Consider the following 19,959-nt stretch of genomic DNA (forward strand, 5'->3'; position numbering starts at 1 on the left):
CCCCCCCAACAAAGGGCGAACTCCAGCAGACTGCTATTATTCAGAAGACCATCACACCGACTCCGGCGCAACTCTTCCAACCTACCAGACCCTGTCTGACTTTCCAAACCCCGCAGGACTCAGTCCGTCAGACTCGATCCCACTCACCAGTCGACTTCACCGGGCGCACCGAAATGCGTCCTGCAATACTACCGGAAGTGGTCCGGCCAGAACCCGGTTTCCGTAACCGATCCGCACCCTCTCGGAGCTTCCCGGCCGGCGCCGTGGCGGCCTGACTCGAAGAAAGTTACGCAACGGCGCGAACGAGTGCAAATCGCCAGGTCGACTGCTTGCTTCCGGGGCGTCGACGCAGGTCACGGCGCTGTGACAGGTGGTGCAGAGCACCACTTCCGTGGCTTCTGGGCCAAATCCTATCAATGTGAGCTGCGCCACTGCCCCGCTCTCGGTGGCAAATCCCGAGCAACCATCCGTTCGGACAGTGTTCGCACCCTCTTGGTCAGTTACCGAGCCTTCGGGAGCGTCATAGCGTCGGCTGATGACCGCAATGATCACCCGTTCACCGCTGTCACCTGCGGCGATACAGGTGCGCCGAGTTGTCGAGCTACCGACGAACGGCACTGATGAGCGCGTCTGTGTGATCGGACTACCCGACGACGGCGTCCATCCGAGCGTGACGGAGATCCTCCATACGCACGACCAGTCGTCGATCAGCGATGGCGCCCTGGTCGCCGACGTAGGTCGGCTGATCGAGACCGGCGCGCTGTCCGGACAGGCAGAGTTCGAGGAAGTGCTCACCCGGATCGTGACGACCGCCCATCCCGACGTCGATGCGGCGTGGACTGCCTTTTACCGCAATTCGCTCACCGAATTGGTCTCGGGCACATCTGATTTCGCACCCGTGCACCGACGCGCGCGATCACTGATCACGGGGTCGTCGGTCCTGGAGGTCGGTTCCTGCTTCGGGTTCTTCGCCCTGCAGTGTGCCGAGGCAGGCTTCGACGTGACCGCCTGTGACATCACGCCGGGAACAGTGGAGCTCCTGAACCGCGTGGCGCCGCGACTCGACCGCGATATCGATGCGGTGGTCGGAGACGCGCTCGACCTCCCGTTCGAGGACCGATCGATCGACACCGTCACCCTCATCCACCTGCTCGAACATCTCCGACCGGTGGACGCCCTCCGCGCGGTGGACGAAGCACTCCGGGTGGCACGCCATCGTGTGGTCGTCGCGGTGCCGTTCGAGGACGAGCCGAGTGAGCACTACGGCCATCTGGTCCGGCTCACCGACGCCGACCTGCACGGGTGGGCCAGGTACGCGGGACAGCCCGATGCCGAGGTCTTCTCCGACCACGGCGGATGGCTGATCCTGTCCGCCGGCGGGGCGTCCTAGATCAGCCCCCGCTTGCTGGCGATGTAGACCGCATCCGTGCGCTTGGACACACCCAGCTTCCGGATGATGTTGCGGATGTGGAACTTCACGGTCGACTCGGAGATGTACAGAGTCTGTCCGATCACTTTGTTGGACAAGCCATCTGCGAGTAGCCGGAGTACCTCTCGTTCACGGTCGGTGAGCACCTCGGGCGAGTCGACGTCGCCCGACACGGTGCGGAGCACCACAGCCGCGCTCCGCGGGTCGAAAGCACTTCCACCACTCGAGACGGCCTGGATCGCGCGCACCAGTTCAGTTGTGTCCACATCCTTGACCACGTACCCGCGTGCACCGGCCCGGACCGCGCGGACCACGAGGTCGTCGTCCAGGAAAGTGGTGAGCACCAGCGTCGCGACGTCGGGGTGCCGCCGCGCGAGTTCGGCGATGAGGCGCAACCCCTCGTAGTCGGCGCCCGCCGACAGCTTCAGATCGACCACGACGACATCCGGGCGGCAATGCACCACCTCCGCGAGGGCGTCGTCCATCGACGCGGCCTCCCCCACCACATCGACCACCTCCTCCCGCCCGAGAAGCGATCGCATCCCCTCGCGTAACAGCGCGTGGTCGTCGACCAACATGGTTCGGATGGGCGTACTCCCCACGCGCACAGCACTGTTCATGAGATCTCCTCGACTTCGTACGGGACCGTGGCGAGAACACGCACACCACCGTGCCGGGACCGACGGATGCGGACGTCACCCCCGAGTTCGGTCGCACGCGACCGGATGTTGGCCAACCCCCGATGCCGTCCCGCGGCGAGGTCGCCGTGGGAGGCCGCACGCATGACGCGGCGTACGTGATCGGGGTCCCCGACGCCATCGTCGTCGACCGCGATGCTCACCCGCTCCGTCTCGTAGGCGAGCGTCACCGTCACCCTGGAGGCCTGCGCGTGCACCGCAGCATTGAACAGGGCCTCACCGGCGATCCGGAGAACGGCGTGTTGCACGTCGCCGGCCAGGTCGCGGGCGCGACCACGGACCAGCACCTCACCGTGCAGATCCGGCGGCATGTGCAGCGTCGCCAACTCCACCAACACCTCGCGGACGCTCGGTGAGGGTGTCACGCCGGCGTTGTTGAGCGTGTAGATGACCGTGCGCAGTTGCTCGACAGCATCACGGGTGAGCCGGCCTGCGACGTCGAGTCGCTCGGCAGTCGGCCCTTCCACCCCGTCCCGGCAGAGCTCGATCTGAACACCCGCGGACAGCACCGACTGGGTCACCGAGTCGTGGAGTTCACGCGCGATCCGGGACCTCTCCTCGTTGAGGACCGTCGTTCGCATCGCTGCCGACAGTTCCCGTTGCGTGCGCTCGAGCTCGTCATTGCGATCGGCGAGTTCTTGTGCATGACGGGTGGTCTCGGAGAACAGCTCGGCATTGACCAGCGCCACCGTCGCTTGCCCGGCGAGAATTCGCAGGACGACGAGATCGGTGGGATCGATCGTCCGGTCCGGCGGAGTCCACACCGACAACCCGCCGACCACATCGCCGTCGAGCTCCACCGGCACGTGCAGGTGATGGTCGTCGACGACCGGGCGCCGCAGCACTTCGTCGCGACCGCGGAGCAGGTCGTTGAGCCGATTGAGGACCTGGTCGGGCAGGTCGCTCGGTGGCACTGCCCGATCCGACCCCTCGAACGCGAACAACGACTCGTCCCCCGACATGATCAGGTGACGCGGAGCGGTCTGTTCCAACTCGCCGTCGGCCAGCGCGAACAACACCCACTCCGCGCCCAGATGATCGCGCGCGGCATCGACCACGGAGACGACCAAGGTCTCGGGCCCCTCGGCGGTACGTACCAGCGCACGCGAGATGCGGTCCAGTGCGGTGATGACCCGGCCGAGCCGCGCCTCGACGCCCCGGAACTGCGCGTAATGGCTGCCCTTGACCGTGCGCAGGCCGGTCAGGCTGGCCAGGTCGGGTGTGGTGTGTTCGGCATCGCTCATCTGGTCGTCCGGTGAATCAAAGTGCCGCGACGTACAGGTCGTGAATACCGGCCGGCTGAGGGCGTCGCGGATTGGTGGTCATGCACGAGTCGACGAGGGCGTGGGCGGTGAGTTGTTCGAGATCGTCGGAACGCACTCCGAGCGGCCGCAGGGTGTCGGGCATCCCCACCCTCGCGCCGAGCCCGGCGATCGAGTCGGCCAACCGGTCGGCGACCGAGCGCGCGGTACCGGTGGACGAGATCCCCACCGCCTCTGCAAGATCCACGAAGTCCTCCGCGCAGACCTCGGCGTTGTATCGGATCACGTGCGGCAGCAGTACCGAGTTGATCGCCCCGTGCGGGGCGTCGCATCGGCCGCCGACCGGGTGACTCATGGCGTGGGTGGCCCCGAGGATGGCGTTGGTGAAGGCCATGCCTGCCTGGAGCGCGGCCAACGACATCTCGGCGGCCGCGGTCGGATCGTGTGGGTCGTTCACCAGGCGTTCGAGGTGAATCCACACCGTCTGCAGCGACTCCAGCGCCAACGCGTCGGTCAGCCGCCCGCGGGCGAGGGAGACGTAGGCCTCGACGCAATGTGTCAGCACGTCCATCCCCGACTGCGCCGCGACCTCCGGGGGCAGGGTCGTCAGCAGGGTCGGGTCGATCACCGTCACGTCGGGGACCAGTGCGCGACCGATGATGGTGATCTTGGTGCGGCGTTCGGCGTCGTTGATGATGCAGAATTGCGAGACGTCCGAGCCGCTCCCGGCGGTCGTCGGGATGGCGACCAGCGGCGGCAGCGGCCGCGGTGCCTTGTCGATGCCCTCGTACTCGAGGATGTGCCCGCCGTTGGCGGCCAGCACGGCCACCCCCTTGGCGGCGTCGATGACCGACCCTCCGCCCAGCGCGACGATGCCGTCCGAGTCGTGGGCGTTGTACGCGACGAAGGCATCGGCGATCTCGGTTGCCCGCGGATTGGGCGAGATGTCCAGGAACGACCCGGGCGCGAGACCGGCGCGACGCAGATCCTCCATCAGCTGCGCAAACCAGGGCGTGTGCTGCAGGTGGCGGTCGGAGACCACGAACGGACGCCGCATACCGAGGTTTGCGGTGGTGGTCGACGACTCCGGAAACGACTGCGGGCCGAGGATGATCTCCGGCGTGTGGAACTTCGACACCTGCGTGAGTGGCCGGTGTCGTGCTCGGGCGCGCGGGACGTCGATCATCGCTCCATCATCCTCCGGTCACCTCGGCGTGACCTCCATTGCCGAAGGTAGCCGTGTCATCGGAGGGCTGCGCCGAGTTCATCACAGCGATGGATCATCTCCGCCCCGTCGCGCGCACTGACCACCCCGTCGCAGTGCTCTTCGTAGTCGGCGAGGGCACACCCGGTCTGCGACCAGTACCGCGACGGCTCGGGTGTCACCCAGGCCAGCCGATGGGTGCGCCGCGCGAGCTCGGCGACCAGATCCACCCGGGGATCGAAACCGTTGCTCCGACCGTCACCGACCACGAGTACCGACGTCCGTCTGGTCAACAGATCCCCGAACTCGGTCAGCAGACCGTCGAGCAGCCGACCGTAGTCACTGGTCGCGGCCAGATCGATGGCATCGTCGGCAAGGACCGACGCCAGCGCCCGATCGGCCTGAGCCGCACGCAGGGTCTCGGTCACCCGCACCGGACGGTCGACGAACGCGATCACCTCGCAGCGGTCGCCGAAGCGATGGAGGGTCTGTGCCAGCCGCAGGATGAACCCGGTGACCGGTCGTACCGACAGCGATACGTCGACCACCACCAGTAGCCGCACCGGCCCAGGGCGCGGACGACGTCGCCAGAGCGCGACCGGTACCCCGTCGGTGGCCGCTGCGGCGCGCATCGTCGCGCGGATGTCCAAGGACCCCTTGTCGGTTCGGCGCACCGATCGACGCGGAGCCCCGCGCATCCGCTGCACCAGTCGATGGCAGGCACGATCGATGTCCGCCTGATCCGAGGACACCGGACCTGCATCGGACCCGGAGCCGTCGGCCACCGCTTCGGCGGCCGAACCGTCCGCGTTCAACCTCTCGGCCAATGCTTCCACGAAAGCGGCCAACGCCGTCTCGAGTTCGGCGCGCCGACGCTCGTCCAACCCCTCGGCGCCATCGGGTCCGTATGCGCCGCGCCCGTCCATGGCATCGATCGCACGCAGGATCCCGGCTGCGTCGACGACGCCGATGGACGTGCCCTCGACCCGCGCCGTCGACCCGACCATCTCTCCCACCACGTCGGCGTCGGCGTGATCCAGATCGACCGTGTAGGTGACGCCGCCCGACACCGACGAACCGTCGGTGTCCACCCCGAGCTCCTCGCTGCCCGACGACACCGAGAAGTCGTTCTCCTCGCGGTGTGCGCTCTCGCCCGACCGTTCTCGCGCATCCGGGTCGTCGACCATGAGGTCGCCGATCTCGTCGGTGTGTTCGTCGGCGCCGATCATGCGACCAGCGCCCTCGAAATCGTCGTCCCAGACCACGTCGTCGGGGAGCTCCGCCGCCACTCCGCGCGGTCGCGGCAGATCGCCGTCGACGTCCGAGGTCCAGTCGACGATCCCGAAGAAGCCGTCGAAAGCGCGATCGAAGAGCGACCTCTCGAAGGCGTATTTGGCTGCGACGCTGCGCCATGCGATGCGGAGGACGTCGAGATCGCCCGCACCGACGATCGCCACGGTTCGGCGGAGCTCGATCACCTCCGCCGGCGAGGCGCCGACCCCGACGCCGCGCAGCAGTCGGCCGAAGGCCACGGCGACGAGGTCGAGCACCTCGTCTCGACCGGTGGCGTCGGGACGGGTGCCGACGAGCACGGCGGTCACCGTCAGCGCCGGCCGGCAGCGACGCCCGCCGACCGCGCGCGCCCGGCGCCGAAAGCGTTCGCCGTCACCGACCCGCGGGCTGTGGAGCCGTCGACACCGACCGTCTCGCCCGAACCGGAACCATCTGCGCCCGAGCGCAGTTCACGGCGGACGAGATCGAGGTCGGTGCCGAATTTCACCAGGAGGCTCAGCAGCGCGTCACCACCGACCTCATCACCGGTGGCAGTGGGCTGCCCGACGCTCTTCAGATGCGAACGCGCGCGGGCCGCGTCGATGACCTCGGCTATCGACGGGCTCTTGCGCAACGGGAGGCCGCGCAGCCTGCGGGCCAGGTCGACGACCTCGGCCACGACCGAGTCCTCGACCTCGGGAGCCCGGACCGCGACGATCCGGCGTTCCCGATCGGCATCGGGATAGGCCACCTGGAAGTGCAGGCAGCGTCGCTTGAGTGCCGGCGACAATTCGCGGGTGTCGTTGGAGGTCAGGATGACCCAGGGTGCCGACCGTGCCGTGAACGTCCCGAGTTCGGGCACACTGACCTGCCGCTCGGCGAGCACCTCCAACATGACCGCTTCCATCGACTCATCGGTACGGTCGATCTCGTCGACCAGCAACACCGCGGGGGTCGCCGAGCGGATGGCAGCCAGTAGTGGCCGCGCGACGAGGAACTCCTCGGTGTACACCCCGACGTCGGTGCGGGCCAACGCGGCCGAGGCGGCCGCGAGTCCGGTCTGGGCCGACAACTCGGCCGAGATCCGGTCGCGGAGCATCTGCACGTGCAACAGTTGCCGCGCGTAGTCCCACTCGTACAGGGCGCGCGACTCGTCGAGCCCCTCGTAACACTGCAGACGGATCAGTTCGCGGCCGGATGCGGCGGCCAGCGCCTTGGCCAGCTCGGTCTTGCCCACTCCCGCAGGACCTTCCAGCAGCAGCGGGCGGTCCAACAAAGTGGCCAGATGCACCACGACGGCGAGGTCGTCGTCGATCAGGTACCCCTGCTCGCGCAGGGCGTCGGCGAGGTCGGTGACGGTGTCGAAGCCGCCGACCACTGTCTCGTCGGCGCCGGACGACACGGTGGCCGAGGTGGCGTCGGTGGACGTCGATCCGGTCGATGCGGGGGTCATGGGTTCTCCGATTCCGGTGTGCACGAACCCGGTCCGGGACGAATGGGGGCGCGTCCCGGACCGGGGGTTCGACGGTGTGTCGACGGATCTCCCACCAGCTGGTGGCTAGTAGGTCCCCGTCATGGCGTGACTCACCATCGGGATCAGGGACTCGACCGTGCTCTCACGCGGGTTGCCCGGGGTGCACCAGTCGTCCATCATGTGCTCCGAGATCGCGCGGACCTGCTTGTCCGAGGTGTCCATGGTGTCGCCACGTCCCTCGTACTTGCCGGTGTTCATCCGGTTCTTGTCGTAGCTGTTGACCGAGAGCTGTCCGAAGTTGTCCGGGATGCCGAGATCCTTCGACAGCCGGATCGCCTCCTCCACTGCCGCATCCGCGGCCTGCACGGTGGTCATCTTGCTGGTGTCGACCCCCAGCAGCGCGGCGATCTCGGCGTAACGCTCGAAGCGCGCCGGCAGGTTGTACTCCCACACGCGCGGCAAGGCGATCGCGTTGTTCAAGCCGTGGTGACTGTCGTAGAACGCGCTGACCGCGTGCGACAGCGAGTGCACCAGGCCCAGACCACCCGAGTTGAACGCCTGGGCGGCGATGTACTGCGCGTGCATCATGCCGGTGCGGGCCTCGAGGTTGCGCGGGTCGTACACGGCAGTGCGCAGGTGGTCACGGATCAGCTCGATCGAATACTTCGCGTTGCCCAGCGACGGCGCGAAGTCCAGGCGCGAGACGTAGGGCTCACTGGCGTGTGCCAGCACGTCGAAGCCGCAGAACGCGGTGAAATGCTCGGGGCACGAGTAGTACAGCAGCGGGTCGTCCATGGCCAGGTCGACAAGGCAGGTGTCGTCGAATGCGACCCACTTGTGCGGCTTGTTCATGTCCGAGGTGTCGGTGATGACGTAGGCCCAGGACGTCTCCGATCCGGTGCCTGCCGTAGTCGAGACCGCGATGTGCTTCGGATTCTCCTTGTTGGTGGCCTTGGAGAAGCCCTCGAACTCGTTGATGTTGCGGCCGTCGTGGGCGATGACCATGCGTGCGCCCTTGGCGGCGTCGTGGCTGGAACCGCCACCGACCGAAATGATGCCGTCGCACTTCTCCGACTGATAGAGCGCCGCGGCGTCCATGCAGTTGTAGTCCTTGGGATTGGACTCGACCTTGTCGTAGAGCACGACGTCGACGCCCTGGTACTCGATCTTGCCGATCAGCTCCTCGATGATGCCCGAGCCACGCAGACCCGTCGTCATCAGCAGAGCGCGGGTGATGCCGAGATCCTTGGCCTCGACGCCGAGCATGTCGTGCGCTCCGACGCCGAGTTTGGCCTTGGGGAAGGGATGGAATTCCTTGATCGGGAAGTCCCAGATCTGGTTGAGCTCGATGACCATGAGGTGTTACTCCTTGTGACGGATGACCTGTCACATACGAGGATGTTCCCCAGATCACATCTGCCACAAGGTGTCCTGGCCGTCGGCCGACCCGATCCGCCCGGGAGGTCAGGGGCCGCCCTGCCCGTTCGGACAGGCTCGACGACGTGGCGTCAGTGCTCGACGCGCTCGATCTCGCCGCCGAGACGGCGCAGGTTCTCCACGAAGCGTGGGTAGCCGCGGTCGATGTGCTCCACATCGTGCACCTCGGTGACCCCGTCGGCGACCAGGCCGGCGAGGACCAGCCCCGCGCCCGCCCGGATGTCGGACGACCACACCGGGGCGCTCGAGAGTCGTTCGATACCCCGCACCACGGCGTGGTGACCGTCGGTGCGGGCGTCCGCACCCAGGCGCACCATCTCCTCGACGAACCGGAACCGTGCCTCGAACACGTTCTCGGTGATCACCGACATGCCCTCGGCGATGGCGGCCATACCGATCGCCATCGGTTGCAGGTCCGTCGGGAACCCGGGGAACGGCAGCGTCGACACATTCACCGCGGCCGGGCGGGCCTCCTGACGCACCCGGAAGCCGTCCTCGAAACGGTCGACGACGGCGCCGGTGTCACCGAGCTTGTTCAGGACCAGCTGCAAATGTTCGGGTGCCACGCCGCGGACGGTCACGTCGCCACGGGTCATCACTGCGGCGATGCCCCACGTGGCACCGACGATCCGGTCCCCGATGACCCGGTGCGTCGTCGGGGACAGCCGGTCGACGCCGGTGATCGTGAGGGTGGATGTGCCCGCGCCCTCGATGCGGGCGCCCATCTGCTGCAACATCACGCACAGGTCGACGATCTCCGGTTCGCGCGCGGCGTTGTCGATGGTGGTCACGCCCTCGGCCAGGACCGCAGCCATCAGGATGTTTTCCGTCGCCCCCACCGAGGGGAACTCGAGTGCGACCGGCGCACCGATCAACGCGTCGGCCTCGGCGACCACACAGCCGTGCTCGATCGAACTCTGGGCGCCCAAGGCACGCAGCCCGGCCTGATGCATGTCGAGCGGCCGTGACCCGATCGCGTCGCCACCGGGCAGCGCCACGACCGCCCGGCGACACCGGGCCATCAGCGGTCCCAGTACACACACCGAGGCCCGGAACTGTTTCACCGCATCGAAATCCGCGTGGAACTTGGGCTCGGCGGGCGACTCGATCTCCACGGTGTCGCCGTGCTGGGTCACCACCGCGCCGAGTCCGCGCAGGACGTCTGCCATCAGCGGGACGTCGGCGATCTCCGGCGCATTCGTCAGGATCGTGGTGCCCTCGGCCAGCAGCGCTGCGGCCATCAGCTTCAACACGCTGTTCTTGGCACCACCGACCGACACCTCACCTGAGAGTCGTGCCCCGCCGGTCACCAGAAATCGATCGCCCACGACTGACACCCTATCCGTCCGCGCGACCGGCTCACTCCTCGACAGCGGTGGCGTGGGGCCACGCACCGCACGTCGGGGACGCGCACCTCCCGCCGGGAAGTACATTCGATGCATGGCTGTGCACCTGACCCGTATCTACACCCGGACCGGCGACGACGGCACGACCGGACTCAGCGACTTCTCGCGGGTGCCCAAGACCGACCCCCGGGTGGTCGCCTACGCGGACTGCGACGAGGCGAACGCCACGATCGGTGTCGCCCTGGCCCTGGGAGACGATGTGCCCGACGCGATCGTCGAGGTGCTGACCACCGTGCAGAACGATCTGTTCGATGCCGGAGCCGACCTTTCGACCCCGGTGGTCGACGACCCGGAGTATCCGCCGCTGCGGATCGAGCAGGACTACATCGACGCCCTGGAGCGCTGGTGCGACGCCTTCGGGGACGACCTCGACACGTTGGACTCGTTCATCCTGCCCGGCGGCACACCGCTCAGTGCCGCACTGCATCACGCGCGGACGGTGGCGCGGCGCGCGGAACGGTCGGCGTGGGCGGCCGTGGCGGAGAATCCGGAGAACACGTCGGTGCTGCCGGCCAAGTACCTCAACCGATTGTCCGATCTGCTGTTCATCCTGGCGCGCTCCGCGAACCGGGCGCCGGTGGGACAAGGCGACGTGAAGTGGGTGCCCGGCGGACGTCGCACCCGGCCCGGCGCCGCCGACTGACGGGTCCTGCGTCGATCGTGCGCTCGGAGTCGTCGATCGTGCGCTCCAGATCGTCGACCGTGCGTTCGTGATCGGCCCGACGTCCCACGGGGTAACGGCCCGATCACCCGATTGAAGCGCCCTACTGCACGATCAACAGGCTCGAGCGCACGGTCGACGATCCACAGTGCACGGTCGACGATTCACAGCGCACAGTCGACGGATTGCAGCGCACGATCGACGGAGAGAGTGAAGGCGGGACGGTCAGGCGCTGCGGCGTCGCTGGGAGCGACCCGACTGGCGCGACTCGAGCCATGACTGGAAGGCGGTGACGGCGCCCGGGGTCATCGCCAGCTCATACGCGCGGCCGTCGCCGTCGGCGCCGGGTTCCAGGGCCACCACGACCATCCCGTCCAGGATGTCGCCCTCGGTGCCCTCCGGACGTCGCCGACCGCTGATCTCGATCGACTGCCGCACCAGCGTCCGGGTGGGACCGGGTCGCAGATCGGTGAGCCGGAAGTACCGCAGCGTCTCGTCGCCGTAGTGCACGGTGCCGTGCCGCCATCCCTCGTCCGCGGCTGCCGGCAACTCACGGAGTAGGACCGGCGTGCCGACCCGGCGCAGCTGACTGAGGCGATACGTGAGCAGCCCGCAGACGATCACGGCGACGAGCAGCAACACCCCCAACACCGAGACGACGATCGACAACAGATGAACCTCCTCGAGCCCGGTCGTGCACGAGAGGGCTGACTCGCTGGCTGACGCACGACCGATTCGATCCCCAGCATGCCACCGCAGATGACGAATCGGCCAGTCACCCCACCCAAGTGAGGCCACCGGCCGATCCGTTGTCGTATTCGATTGTCACCGAGATGATCGGCACGCCCCGTCACATAGAACGTGACACAGCCGCCCCGATCACCGAGATGTACTGCGCCACATCAGGTCATGCGACACATCAGGTGTTGTGTTGCGGCACATCACTTGGTGAGGTGCTCCGCGGCGACGATGCGCGAATGCGCGCGGTTGTACTCGTCACTGCCCTCGTCGGCGTTCTCGAGGTTGGTGCGCTCGGTGGCGACATCCACGTCATCGGCCCACTGGGCCGACTCGGCGAGGACCGTCACCGTCTCACCGGTCACCGACAGGAACCCACCCTGCACGGCGGCCGCGAGACGCTTGCCACCCTCTTCATCGATCACCACGAACCCGCCCGGGACCAGCTGGCCCAGGAGCGGCTCGTGGCCGGCGAGGACACCCAGCTCGCCGACCGTGGTCTGGGCGATCAGGAAGGTGGCGTCACCGGAGTACAGCTTGCTGTCGGCGGAGACGACCTCTACGTGAAAGGACTTGTCAGCCATCGCGAACCGCTACTTTCCGGCGATCTTGGCGGCTGCGGCCTCCACGTCGTCGAGACCGCCGCAGCTGTTGAACGCCTGCTCGGGTAGGTGATCGAACTCGCCCTTGGCGACCCGGTCGAACGCCTCGATGGTGTCGGCGAGCGGCACCACTGAGCCCTTCTGACCGGTGAACTTCTCGGCGACGAGGAAGTTCTGGCCGAGGAACTTCTGGATACGGCGCGCACGCTGCACCGTGACCTTGTCCTCTTCGGAGAGCTCATCCATACCGAGGATGGCGATGATGTCCTGCAGCTCCTTGTACTTCTGCAGGATGCGCTTGACCTCGTTGGCGACGCGGAAGTGCTCGTCACCGACGATCGACGCCTCCAGGATGCGCGAGGTCGAGGTCAGCGGATCCACGGCCGGGTAGATACCCAGCTGCGAGATCGGGCGCGAGAGCTCGGTGGTCGCATCGAGGTGGGCGAAGGTGGTCGCCGGCGCCGGGTCGGTGTAGTCGTCGGCGGGCACGTAGATGGCCTGCAGCGACGTGATCGAACGACCCTTGGTCGAGGTGATCCGCTCCTGCAGCTCGCCCATCTCGTCGGCCAGGGTCGGCTGGTAGCCCACCGCGGACGGCATACGGCCGAGCAGCGTGGAGACCTCCGAGCCGGCCTGGGTGAACCGGAAGATGTTGTCGATGAACAGCAGCACGTCCTGGTGCTTCACATCGCGGAAGTACTCCGCCATGGTCAGCGCCGACAGTGCCACGCGCATACGCGTGCCCGGCGGCTCGTCCATCTGACCGAACACCAAGGCGGTGTCCTGCAGAACGCCCATCTCCTCCATCTCGAGGTGGAGGTCGGTGCCCTCACGGGTGCGCTCGCCGACGCCGGCGAACACCGACGTACCGGAGAACTCACGCGCGATTCGGGTGATCATCTCCTGGATCAGAACGGTCTTGCCGACACCGGCACCACCGAACAGACCGATCTTGCCGCCCTTGACGTACGGGGTCAGGAGGTCGATGACCTTGATACCGGTCTCGAGGATCTCCGTCTTGCCCTCGAGCTCGTCGAAGGCCGGCGGCTTGCGGTGGATGCTCCACTGCTCACCGTCGCGACCCGTTCCCGGAGCGTCGAGGCAGTCACCGAGGGCATTGAACACGTGGCCCTTGACGACGTCGCCGACCGGAACCGAGATCGAGGTGCCGGTGTCGCTGACCGGGGCGCCGCGGGTGAGTCCGTCGGTGGGCTGCATCGAGATGGCGCGCACCAGGTTGTCGCCCAGGTGCTGCGCGACCTCGAGGGTCAGCGTCTTGGCCACGGCCTCGAGGCTGACCTCGGCCTGCAGCGCGTTGAACAGATCTGGGATGGAGCCGCGCGGGAACTCGATGTCCACCACGGGGCCGATGATTCGGACGACGCGGCCGTCGGCCGACCCCGCCGTCTTCTCCGAGGGTGTGGTTACTGCTGCGGTCATTGTGGTTGGGTCACTTCCTCTTGGGTGAAAGTCTCCGCCGGGTGGTTCGGGTCGCGCCGGCTACGTGGCCAGTGCGCCGGACCCGCCGACGATCTCGCTGATTTCCTGGGTGATCTGCGCCTGGCGGAGCTGGTTGGCCTCGCGCGACAGGTTGCGCGACAACTCTTCTGCGTTGTCGGTCGCCGCCTTCATCGCCGTGCGTCGGGCCGCGGACTCGGACGCCGCGGCGTCCAGGAGGGCGGCGTAGACGCGGGTCGCGACGTACTTCGGAAGCAGCGCGTCCAACAGTGTGTCGGCGCTCGGCTCGAAGGTGTAGTTCCGCGACGAATTCGCCGACGGCTCGTCATCGTCGTCCTCGGAGACCACCAGCGGTGCGATACGTCGCACCTCCGGGGCCTGCGTGAGCATCGAGACGAAGCGGGTGTAGACGACGTGGAGTTCGTCCACGCCCTCCAGGGTCCCGTCGCCACCCGGCCGGTCCACCTCGGTGCCCGAACCCGCCTGGAACAGGTCGACCAGGAAGCTGGTCGCCGTGCTCGCGTCGGAGTAGTCGGGGGCCTGGGAGAACCCGGTCCAGGAGTCGGCGATCTCGCTGCCACGGAAGGTGAAGTAGCCGACGCCCTTCTGTCCCATGATGAACAGGACCGGCTCCTTGCCCTCCTCGCGGAGCAGCGACAGCAGCTCGCGAGTGGACCGCAGGACGTTCGAGTTGTAACCACCGCACATACCGCGGTCGCTGGTCACCACCAGAACGCCGGCACGCTTGGGGTTTTCCCGCTCGTTGAGGAGCGGGTTGTCGAGCGACCCCGAGTTGCTGGCCAGCTCGGAGAGGACCTGGGTCATCTCCGACGAGTACGGCTTGGCAGCCGCGACCCGCTGCTGGGCCTTGGTGATCCGCGAGGTCGCGATCAGTTCCTGCGCCTTGGTGATCTTCTTGGTCGACTGCACCGACCGGATGCGTGAGCGCAGCTCACGAATGCTCGCCATGAGCGCGCACCCCTTCCTTCAGACGGACTGTTCGGGTCACCAGGATCACTTCCGGATCTTGACTTCTTCGCGCTCGACCTCGTCCGCGTCCAGTGCCTCGGCCTCCGCCTCGTTCACGACACGCTGGCCGTCGGCGGTGAGGTAGCTGTTCTTGAACTTGTTGGTCTCGGCGACGAGTGCCTCGGCCTGGTCGTCGGTCAGCACTGCGCCACCGGCGATCGACTCGTAGACGCCCGATGCGTTGTGGTGCAGGTGGCTGAGCAGCTGCTCCTCGAAATTCCGGACGTCGGAGACCGGGACCGAATCGTAGTGGCCGTCGCCGCAGAGGTAGATCGAGACGATCTGGTCCTCGACCGGAACCGGGGAGAACTGGTTCTGCTTCAGGATCTCGACCCAGCGGGCACCGCGCTCGAGCTGCGCCTTGGACGCGTCGTCGAGGTCGGAGGCGAACGCCGAGAAGGCCTCGAGCTCGCGGTACTGCGCGAGTTCCAGACGCAGCGAACCGGAGACCTTCTTCAGACCCTTGGTCTGGGCGGCACCACCGACGCGGGACACCGAGGTACCGACGTTGATGGCCGGACGGACACCGTTGTTGAAGAGGTCGGACTCGAGGAAGACCTGACCGTCGGTGATCGAGATGACGTTGGTCGGGATGAACGCCGAGATGTCGTTGGCCTTGGTCTCGATGATCGGCAGACCGGTCAGCGAACCGCCACCGAGCTCGTCGGACAGCTTGGCGCAACGCTCCAGCAGACGCGAGTGCAAGTAGAAGACGTCACCCGGGTACGCCTCGCGGCCCGGCGGGCGACGCAGCAGCAGCGAGATCGCGCGGTAGGCCTCGGCCTGCTTGGTCAGGTCGTCGAACACGATCAGGACGTGCTTGCCCTGGTACATCCAGTGCTGGCCGAGGGCCGAGCCGGTGTAGGGAGCCAGCCACTTGAAGCCCGCGGAATCCGATGCCGGAGCGGCGACGATCGTCGTGTACTCCAGGGCGCCGGCCTCTTCCAGTGCCGACTTGACGCCGGCGATGGTCGAACCCTTCTGGCCGATCGCGACGTAGATGCAGCGGACCTGCTTGGACGGGTCGCCGGTCTCCCAGTTCGCCTTCTGGTTCAGGATCGCGTCGACCGTGACGGCGGTCTTGCCGGTCTTGCGGTCGCCGATGACGAGCTGGCGCTGGCCGCGGCCGATGGCGGTCATGGCGTCGATGGCCTTGATGCCGGTGGCCAGCGACTCCTCGACCGGCTGGCGCTCGAGCACCGAGGCGGCCTGCAGCTCGAGCACACGCTGCTCGTCGGACTCGATGTCGCCGAGGCCGTCGATCGGCTTGCCCAGCGGATCGATGACACGACCGAGGAAGGCGTCGCCCACGGGGACCGAGAGGACCTCGCCGGTACGACTGACCTGGGCGCCCTCTTCGAGATGCTCGTAGTCACCGAGGATGACCGCGCCGATCTCGTCCTCGTCGAGGTTCAGGGCCACGCCCTGGACTCCGCCGGGGAACTCGAGCAGCTCGTTGGCCATCGCGCCGGGCAGGCCGCTGACGTGAGCGATGCCGTCCGCGGTGTCGGTGATGGTGCCCACCTCTTCGCGGGAGGCATCCGCTTCGAACGACGAGACGTACTGCTCGATCGCTCCCTTAATCTCGTCTGCTGAGATCGTCAACTCCGCCATGGGATTTACGTCCTTCTTACTTCGTTCGGCTGGTGGTGGTCCGTGATCAGGATGGTCGGTGACCCGAGGTCACCGCGGCAGGGTCTCCGCCGCGCGGGCGAGCCGGGTCGCGATGTCGGCGTCGATGACCTCGTCGCCGACCGCGATCCGGAGACCGCCGAGTAGCTCGGGCGAGACCTCGGTCTGGATCGAGATCGTCCGGCCGTAGATGGTGCCCAGCACGGAGCCGAGCCTTTCCTGTTGCGCCTGGGTGAGGTCGGTGGCCGACACGACGTGGGCAACCGACTCGCCCCGACGGCCGGCGGCCAACTCGGCGAGCTGATCGACCGCGACATCGGCACTCTGACCGCCCAGCAGTCGGATGCTGTTCGACAGCAGGTTCCAGGTGTGCGCACCGACCTGCTCACCGATCAGGCCGCGCAGCAGCCCGATCCGCTTGTCTGCGTCGGTCGTGTGGTCGGAGAGCAGCGACGACAGTCGCGGGTTCGCCTCGAGCAGGCGGCTGACCCGGAACAGCTCGTCCTCGACCTGGTCGATCTGACCGTCGCGCTCGGCGGCCACGAGGACCGCAAGAGCGGTCTGGCGCCGCAGACCCGCGACGAAATCCGACGTGGACGACCAGCGTCCGGTGACCGCGGCCACCAGCGTGTCGAGGGTGATGTCGGCGACCTTGCCACCCAGCAACCCGCGGACCAGGCTCTCCTTGGCCTCCGGGTTGTCGCTGGACTCCGACAGCTTCTTGCGCAGCACCGGGTTGTCGTTGAGGAGACCGACGACCGCGGCCAGCTCATCGGCGGAGTTGTCGACGGCGGCGCCGTCGGCGTTCTTGGCCGCCGCGGTGAAGACCGACGAGACCTGCAGAGCGGTCTCACGACTCGCAGCCCGCATCGCGTGCAGACCGACCAGGTCTGCGCTCGTCGCGATGTCGTCGGGACGGTTGCCGCTCATCGACTCCAGTTCGTCGATGACACGATCGACCGAGGCCGACTGGGCGGAGGAATCGGAGAGGTGCGAGCGAACCAGGTCGCCCGCCTTCTCGACCGCCGCGAGCCCCAGGTCCGACCGCAGTTCGCGGAGCAGGTTCGCCCGGTGCAGGGCGACCTGCGCCCGTCCGTGCTCTGAGATCCGCTTGACCTCGTGATCGGCCTGCGCGCTGATGTCCGAGGTGATCGCCTCGGCGTCGCGCTTGGCGTCCTCCTTCAGCTGCGCGGATTCCTTCTTGGCCTCCTCGATCGCACGCTCGTGGGCCGACTTGGCCTCGATCACGCGCGCCTTGGCGGCTTCGCTCTCCGACAGCTGCTCACGCACCGTGTCCTGCCGTGCCTTCATCAGCCGTGCGACCGGCGGACGAACGTACTTCCACAGCAGGAAGATGATGACCGCGAAGCCGACCAGCTGGGCGATGAAGATTGCCGGGTCGAATGCGGCACCGATGTCCTCGAGCCACGTACCGATTGCACCCATTGTCAGTTCACCGTTCCACTCGTTGTCTTCGCACCGCTGCTGACGGTCGCCGAGTCGACACCCAGCACTCGCGCTGCGAGGGTCCGGGCCAGCGCGTCGACGTCCTCACGCGCTGTGGCAGCCGCCTGCTCGCCCTTCTCGCGGAGCTCACCACTGGTCTCGGCCAGCACGGAGTCGGCCTCCGCGGTGGCACGATCCCGCGCCTCGTTGAGCTTCGAGCGACCTTCGGCCCGGGCCTCGTCGCGGACGGCCGTGGCCTCTCCCCGAGCCTCCTTCAGGAGGGAACGGAACTGAACGTCCGCGTCCTCGAAGTCCGCAGCCGCTGCCCGATTGTCGTCGGTCGTCTTCGCGATCATGTCCTCCCGCTCCTGCAGCACCTGCTGGATCGGAGGAACCACGAACTTGCCGATGATCAGCAGCAAGGCGATGAAGATGATCAGGACGACGAAAAACGTCCCGTTCGGGAGCAGGAAGTTCTCTGCGGCGAGCGTCATTGTGCGTGGGTGTCGTTTCTACTCGGCAGCCAATAGGGAATCGATCAGCCGACGCTGATCGGGGTGGCGAACACGAACAGCGCCATGAAGGCGAGGTTGATGAAGTACGCCGCCTCGACCAGGCCGACGGTGATGAAGAACGGGGTGAACAGACGACCTTGGGCCTCCGGCTGGCGAGCGATGCCCGCGATCAGCTGGCTACCGGCGAGACCGTTACCGATTCCGGCACCGATCGCACCGCCGGCCATGATCAGACCGCCGCCGATGAGAGCTCCCAGGGCAACCAATTCAGTCATTTCATTCCTTCCGGTGTACTGACAACAGTTGTGTCAGGTCGTTGTGCGTCCGGCACCCTGCCGGACGCGGTTCGTGGCGCAGTCGCCGGGGACGAGGATCAGTGCTCCTCCGTCTCCATCGACTGCGAGAAGTAGAGGATGGTCAGCAGGGCGAAGATGAACGCCTGGATCAGACCGACGAACAGCTCGAAGGACTTCCAGATCGCGTTCGGTGCCCACATGATGTACGGCGGGAACAGCGCGATCAGCGCGACCATCATGCTGCCGGCGAAGACGTTGCCGAAGAGTCGCAGCGACAGCGAGATCGGCTTCGTGAACTCCTCGATGATGTTGATCGGTGCGAGGAAGGCGACGTGGCCCTTGATGATCCGCTTGGGATGGCCGAGCAGGCCGCGCGCACGGAAACCGGCGACCTGGTACCAGACAAAGACGAACAGGGCGAGGGCGTAGGCGAAGTTCACGTCCGCCGCGGGCGGCTTCAGGATCTCGTGGTGTCCGACCTGCACCGGCAGGATGGACAACCAGTTGGAGATCAGGATGAAGGTGAACAGCGTGACCGCCAGCGGCAGCACGTACGGTGCGACGCGCATGCCGATCGCGCTCTCAACCTGGCCGCGCATCTGGATGGTGATGGCCTCCCAGAACAACTGCACTCCGGTCGGGACGCCGGTCGAGGTGACCTTGGCCCGGAGGTAGAACGCCAGCCCCAGCAGGATCAGCGCCGCGAGCGCCGTCGCGATGATCGTCTCCAGGTTGAACGTCAGCCCGAAGAGCTCGAACTTCGTGTAATGGCCAACCTGGATGGCGTTCTCATTGTCCTCGGCAGCGAGGTACAGGGCGGTCGTCATGGTTGCTTACGAAGTCCTTTCATCACCGGAATCACCGTGTTGAGAACCAAGATCACCTGGCCGATGGCGAGTCCGAACATCGCGCCCAGCCCGTCGGGCCGGACCAGAATGGCCGCCACCAGTGCGAGCACGGTGATGGCCCCGAGACGGAGAGCAGAATTGACGGCGAGAATCGACTTGCGCGGGTCTTCGGAGGCGGCGACGACCTCCACCGCCCGCTTGACGAAGAGCGCGTTGACGAAGACGCCGACCACACCCACGAGGAAGAATGCGGCGAACCACGGATGCCCCAGGGTCACCGCGACGGCGGTCGCCACGGCGACCACGACAGCGGAGATGATCCCCGGCCGGGTCAGCCCGGTGGGTGCGGCGGGATAGAACTGGGCCGAGTCGGGGGCAGATGCCGTCATGCGCCTCTCCTCAACCTCGGTAACTCGATGCCGCCATGGGCACCAAGAATCGCGCGTGCGTTCAACGACCTGGGTCGCTGGGCGTAAGCTCGCGGTTTTCTGTGACCCTATCAACACTCCGGCACCGGATCACCGGGGGGTGTCGAGGAGACCACGCTCACCT

General features: G+C 66.9%; 19 protein-coding genes. 2 read left to right on the forward strand and 17 right to left on the reverse strand.

The window, feature by feature from the left end; genetic code table 11:
* The first annotated feature begins 535 nt into the window (after nucleotides 1-535).
* Complete coding sequence (gene mftM / locus GS4_RS22440) at nucleotides 536-1,390, forward strand: mycofactocin oligosaccharide methyltransferase MftM (protein WP_007624894.1); 855 nt, start codon at nucleotides 536-538, stop codon at nucleotides 1,388-1,390.
* Here the strand turns inward: mftM and GS4_RS22445 are convergent.
* The 7 genes from GS4_RS22445 to murA form a co-directional block, all read right to left on the reverse strand.
* Nucleotides 1,387-2,049 carry a MadR family response regulator transcription factor gene (locus GS4_RS22445; RefSeq protein WP_007624896.1) on the reverse strand — a complete coding sequence of 221 codons (663 nt, stop codon included), beginning with the start codon at nucleotides 2,047-2,049 and terminating at the stop codon, nucleotides 1,387-1,389. The genes mftM and GS4_RS22445 overlap by 4 nt on opposite strands.
* Nucleotides 2,046-3,371: a MadS family sensor histidine kinase gene (locus tag GS4_RS22450; RefSeq protein ID WP_007624898.1), complete on the reverse strand. Its 1,326-nt coding sequence runs from the start codon at nucleotides 3,369-3,371 to the stop codon at nucleotides 2,046-2,048. Before GS4_RS22450 ends, GS4_RS22445 begins: the two co-directional genes overlap by 4 nt.
* A 16-nt stretch (nucleotides 3,372-3,387) precedes the next feature.
* Complete coding sequence (locus tag GS4_RS22455; protein ID WP_007624900.1) at nucleotides 3,388-4,575, reverse strand: iron-containing alcohol dehydrogenase; 1,188 nt, start codon at nucleotides 4,573-4,575, stop codon at nucleotides 3,388-3,390.
* 56 nt (nucleotides 4,576-4,631) lie between these two features.
* The gene (gene madC / locus GS4_RS22460) at nucleotides 4,632-6,185 is read right to left on the reverse strand and encodes a MadC family VWA domain-containing protein (RefSeq protein WP_040511551.1); all 1,554 of its coding nucleotides are present in this window, start codon (nucleotides 6,183-6,185) and stop codon (nucleotides 4,632-4,634) included.
* 11 nt (nucleotides 6,186-6,196) lie between these two features.
* A complete protein-coding gene (locus GS4_RS22465) occupies nucleotides 6,197-7,243 on the reverse strand; it encodes a MadB family AAA-type ATPase (RefSeq protein WP_007624904.1) in 1,047 nt (348 codons plus the stop codon).
* A gap of 180 nt (nucleotides 7,244-7,423) precedes the next feature.
* The gene (gene mdo / locus GS4_RS22470) at nucleotides 7,424-8,695 is read right to left on the reverse strand and encodes an NDMA-dependent methanol dehydrogenase (protein WP_007624905.1); all 1,272 of its coding nucleotides are present in this window, start codon (nucleotides 8,693-8,695) and stop codon (nucleotides 7,424-7,426) included.
* Nucleotides 8,696-8,847: 152 nt separating this feature from the next.
* Nucleotides 8,848-10,104 (reverse strand): UDP-N-acetylglucosamine 1-carboxyvinyltransferase, encoded by a 1,257-nt coding sequence (gene murA, locus GS4_RS22475; RefSeq protein ID WP_007624906.1) that lies wholly within the window; start codon nucleotides 10,102-10,104, stop codon nucleotides 8,848-8,850.
* A 112-nt stretch (nucleotides 10,105-10,216) separates the two neighbouring features.
* Between murA and GS4_RS22480 the strand changes: the two genes are divergently transcribed.
* A complete protein-coding gene (locus GS4_RS22480; protein WP_007624909.1) occupies nucleotides 10,217-10,825 on the forward strand; it encodes a cob(I)yrinic acid a,c-diamide adenosyltransferase in 609 nt (202 codons plus the stop codon).
* 243 nt (nucleotides 10,826-11,068) lie between these two features.
* Here GS4_RS22480 and GS4_RS22485 read toward each other — a convergent pair whose 3' ends face one another.
* From GS4_RS22485 to GS4_RS22530, 10 genes are all read right to left on the reverse strand, one after another.
* Nucleotides 11,069-11,512, reverse strand: a complete 444-nt coding sequence (locus GS4_RS22485; RefSeq protein WP_007624911.1) for a DUF2550 domain-containing protein — start codon at nucleotides 11,510-11,512, stop codon at nucleotides 11,069-11,071.
* 272 nt (nucleotides 11,513-11,784) lie between these two features.
* Nucleotides 11,785-12,165, reverse strand: coding sequence for a F0F1 ATP synthase subunit epsilon (locus tag GS4_RS22490; RefSeq protein WP_007624912.1), 381 nt, complete (start codon nucleotides 12,163-12,165; stop codon nucleotides 11,785-11,787).
* Between the two features lie 9 nt (nucleotides 12,166-12,174).
* Nucleotides 12,175-13,623, reverse strand: a complete 1,449-nt coding sequence (gene atpD / locus GS4_RS22495) for a F0F1 ATP synthase subunit beta (RefSeq protein ID WP_007624914.1) — start codon at nucleotides 13,621-13,623, stop codon at nucleotides 12,175-12,177.
* Between the two features lie 60 nt (nucleotides 13,624-13,683).
* Nucleotides 13,684-14,610 (reverse strand): F0F1 ATP synthase subunit gamma, encoded by a 927-nt coding sequence (locus GS4_RS22500; RefSeq protein ID WP_007624916.1) that lies wholly within the window; start codon nucleotides 14,608-14,610, stop codon nucleotides 13,684-13,686.
* A gap of 45 nt (nucleotides 14,611-14,655) precedes the next feature.
* The gene (atpA, locus tag GS4_RS22505; RefSeq protein WP_007624921.1) at nucleotides 14,656-16,284 is read right to left on the reverse strand and encodes a F0F1 ATP synthase subunit alpha; all 1,629 of its coding nucleotides are present in this window, start codon (nucleotides 16,282-16,284) and stop codon (nucleotides 14,656-14,658) included.
* Between the two features lie 69 nt (nucleotides 16,285-16,353).
* Nucleotides 16,354-17,748, reverse strand: a complete 1,395-nt coding sequence (locus tag GS4_RS22510; protein WP_007624923.1) for a F0F1 ATP synthase subunit B/delta — start codon at nucleotides 17,746-17,748, stop codon at nucleotides 16,354-16,356.
* A gap of 2 nt (nucleotides 17,749-17,750) precedes the next feature.
* Nucleotides 17,751-18,242: a F0F1 ATP synthase subunit B gene (locus tag GS4_RS22515; protein ID WP_007624924.1), complete on the reverse strand. Its 492-nt coding sequence runs from the start codon at nucleotides 18,240-18,242 to the stop codon at nucleotides 17,751-17,753.
* A gap of 44 nt (nucleotides 18,243-18,286) precedes the next feature.
* Nucleotides 18,287-18,538, reverse strand: coding sequence for a F0F1 ATP synthase subunit C (locus tag GS4_RS22520; protein WP_007624925.1), 252 nt, complete (start codon nucleotides 18,536-18,538; stop codon nucleotides 18,287-18,289).
* Nucleotides 18,539-18,636: 98 nt separating this feature from the next.
* On the reverse strand, nucleotides 18,637-19,386 hold the full coding sequence (atpB, locus tag GS4_RS22525; RefSeq protein ID WP_007624926.1) for a F0F1 ATP synthase subunit A: 750 nt from the start codon (nucleotides 19,384-19,386) through the stop codon (nucleotides 18,637-18,639).
* Nucleotides 19,383-19,796, reverse strand: a complete 414-nt coding sequence (locus tag GS4_RS22530; protein ID WP_007624927.1) for an ATP synthase subunit I — start codon at nucleotides 19,794-19,796, stop codon at nucleotides 19,383-19,385. Before GS4_RS22530 ends, atpB begins: the two co-directional genes overlap by 4 nt.
* Between the last annotated feature and the right edge of the window lie 163 nt (nucleotides 19,797-19,959).

Source organism: Gordonia soli NBRC 108243, assembly GCF_000334455.1.
GTDB classification, from domain to species: Bacteria; Actinomycetota; Actinomycetes; order Mycobacteriales; family Mycobacteriaceae; genus Gordonia; species Gordonia soli.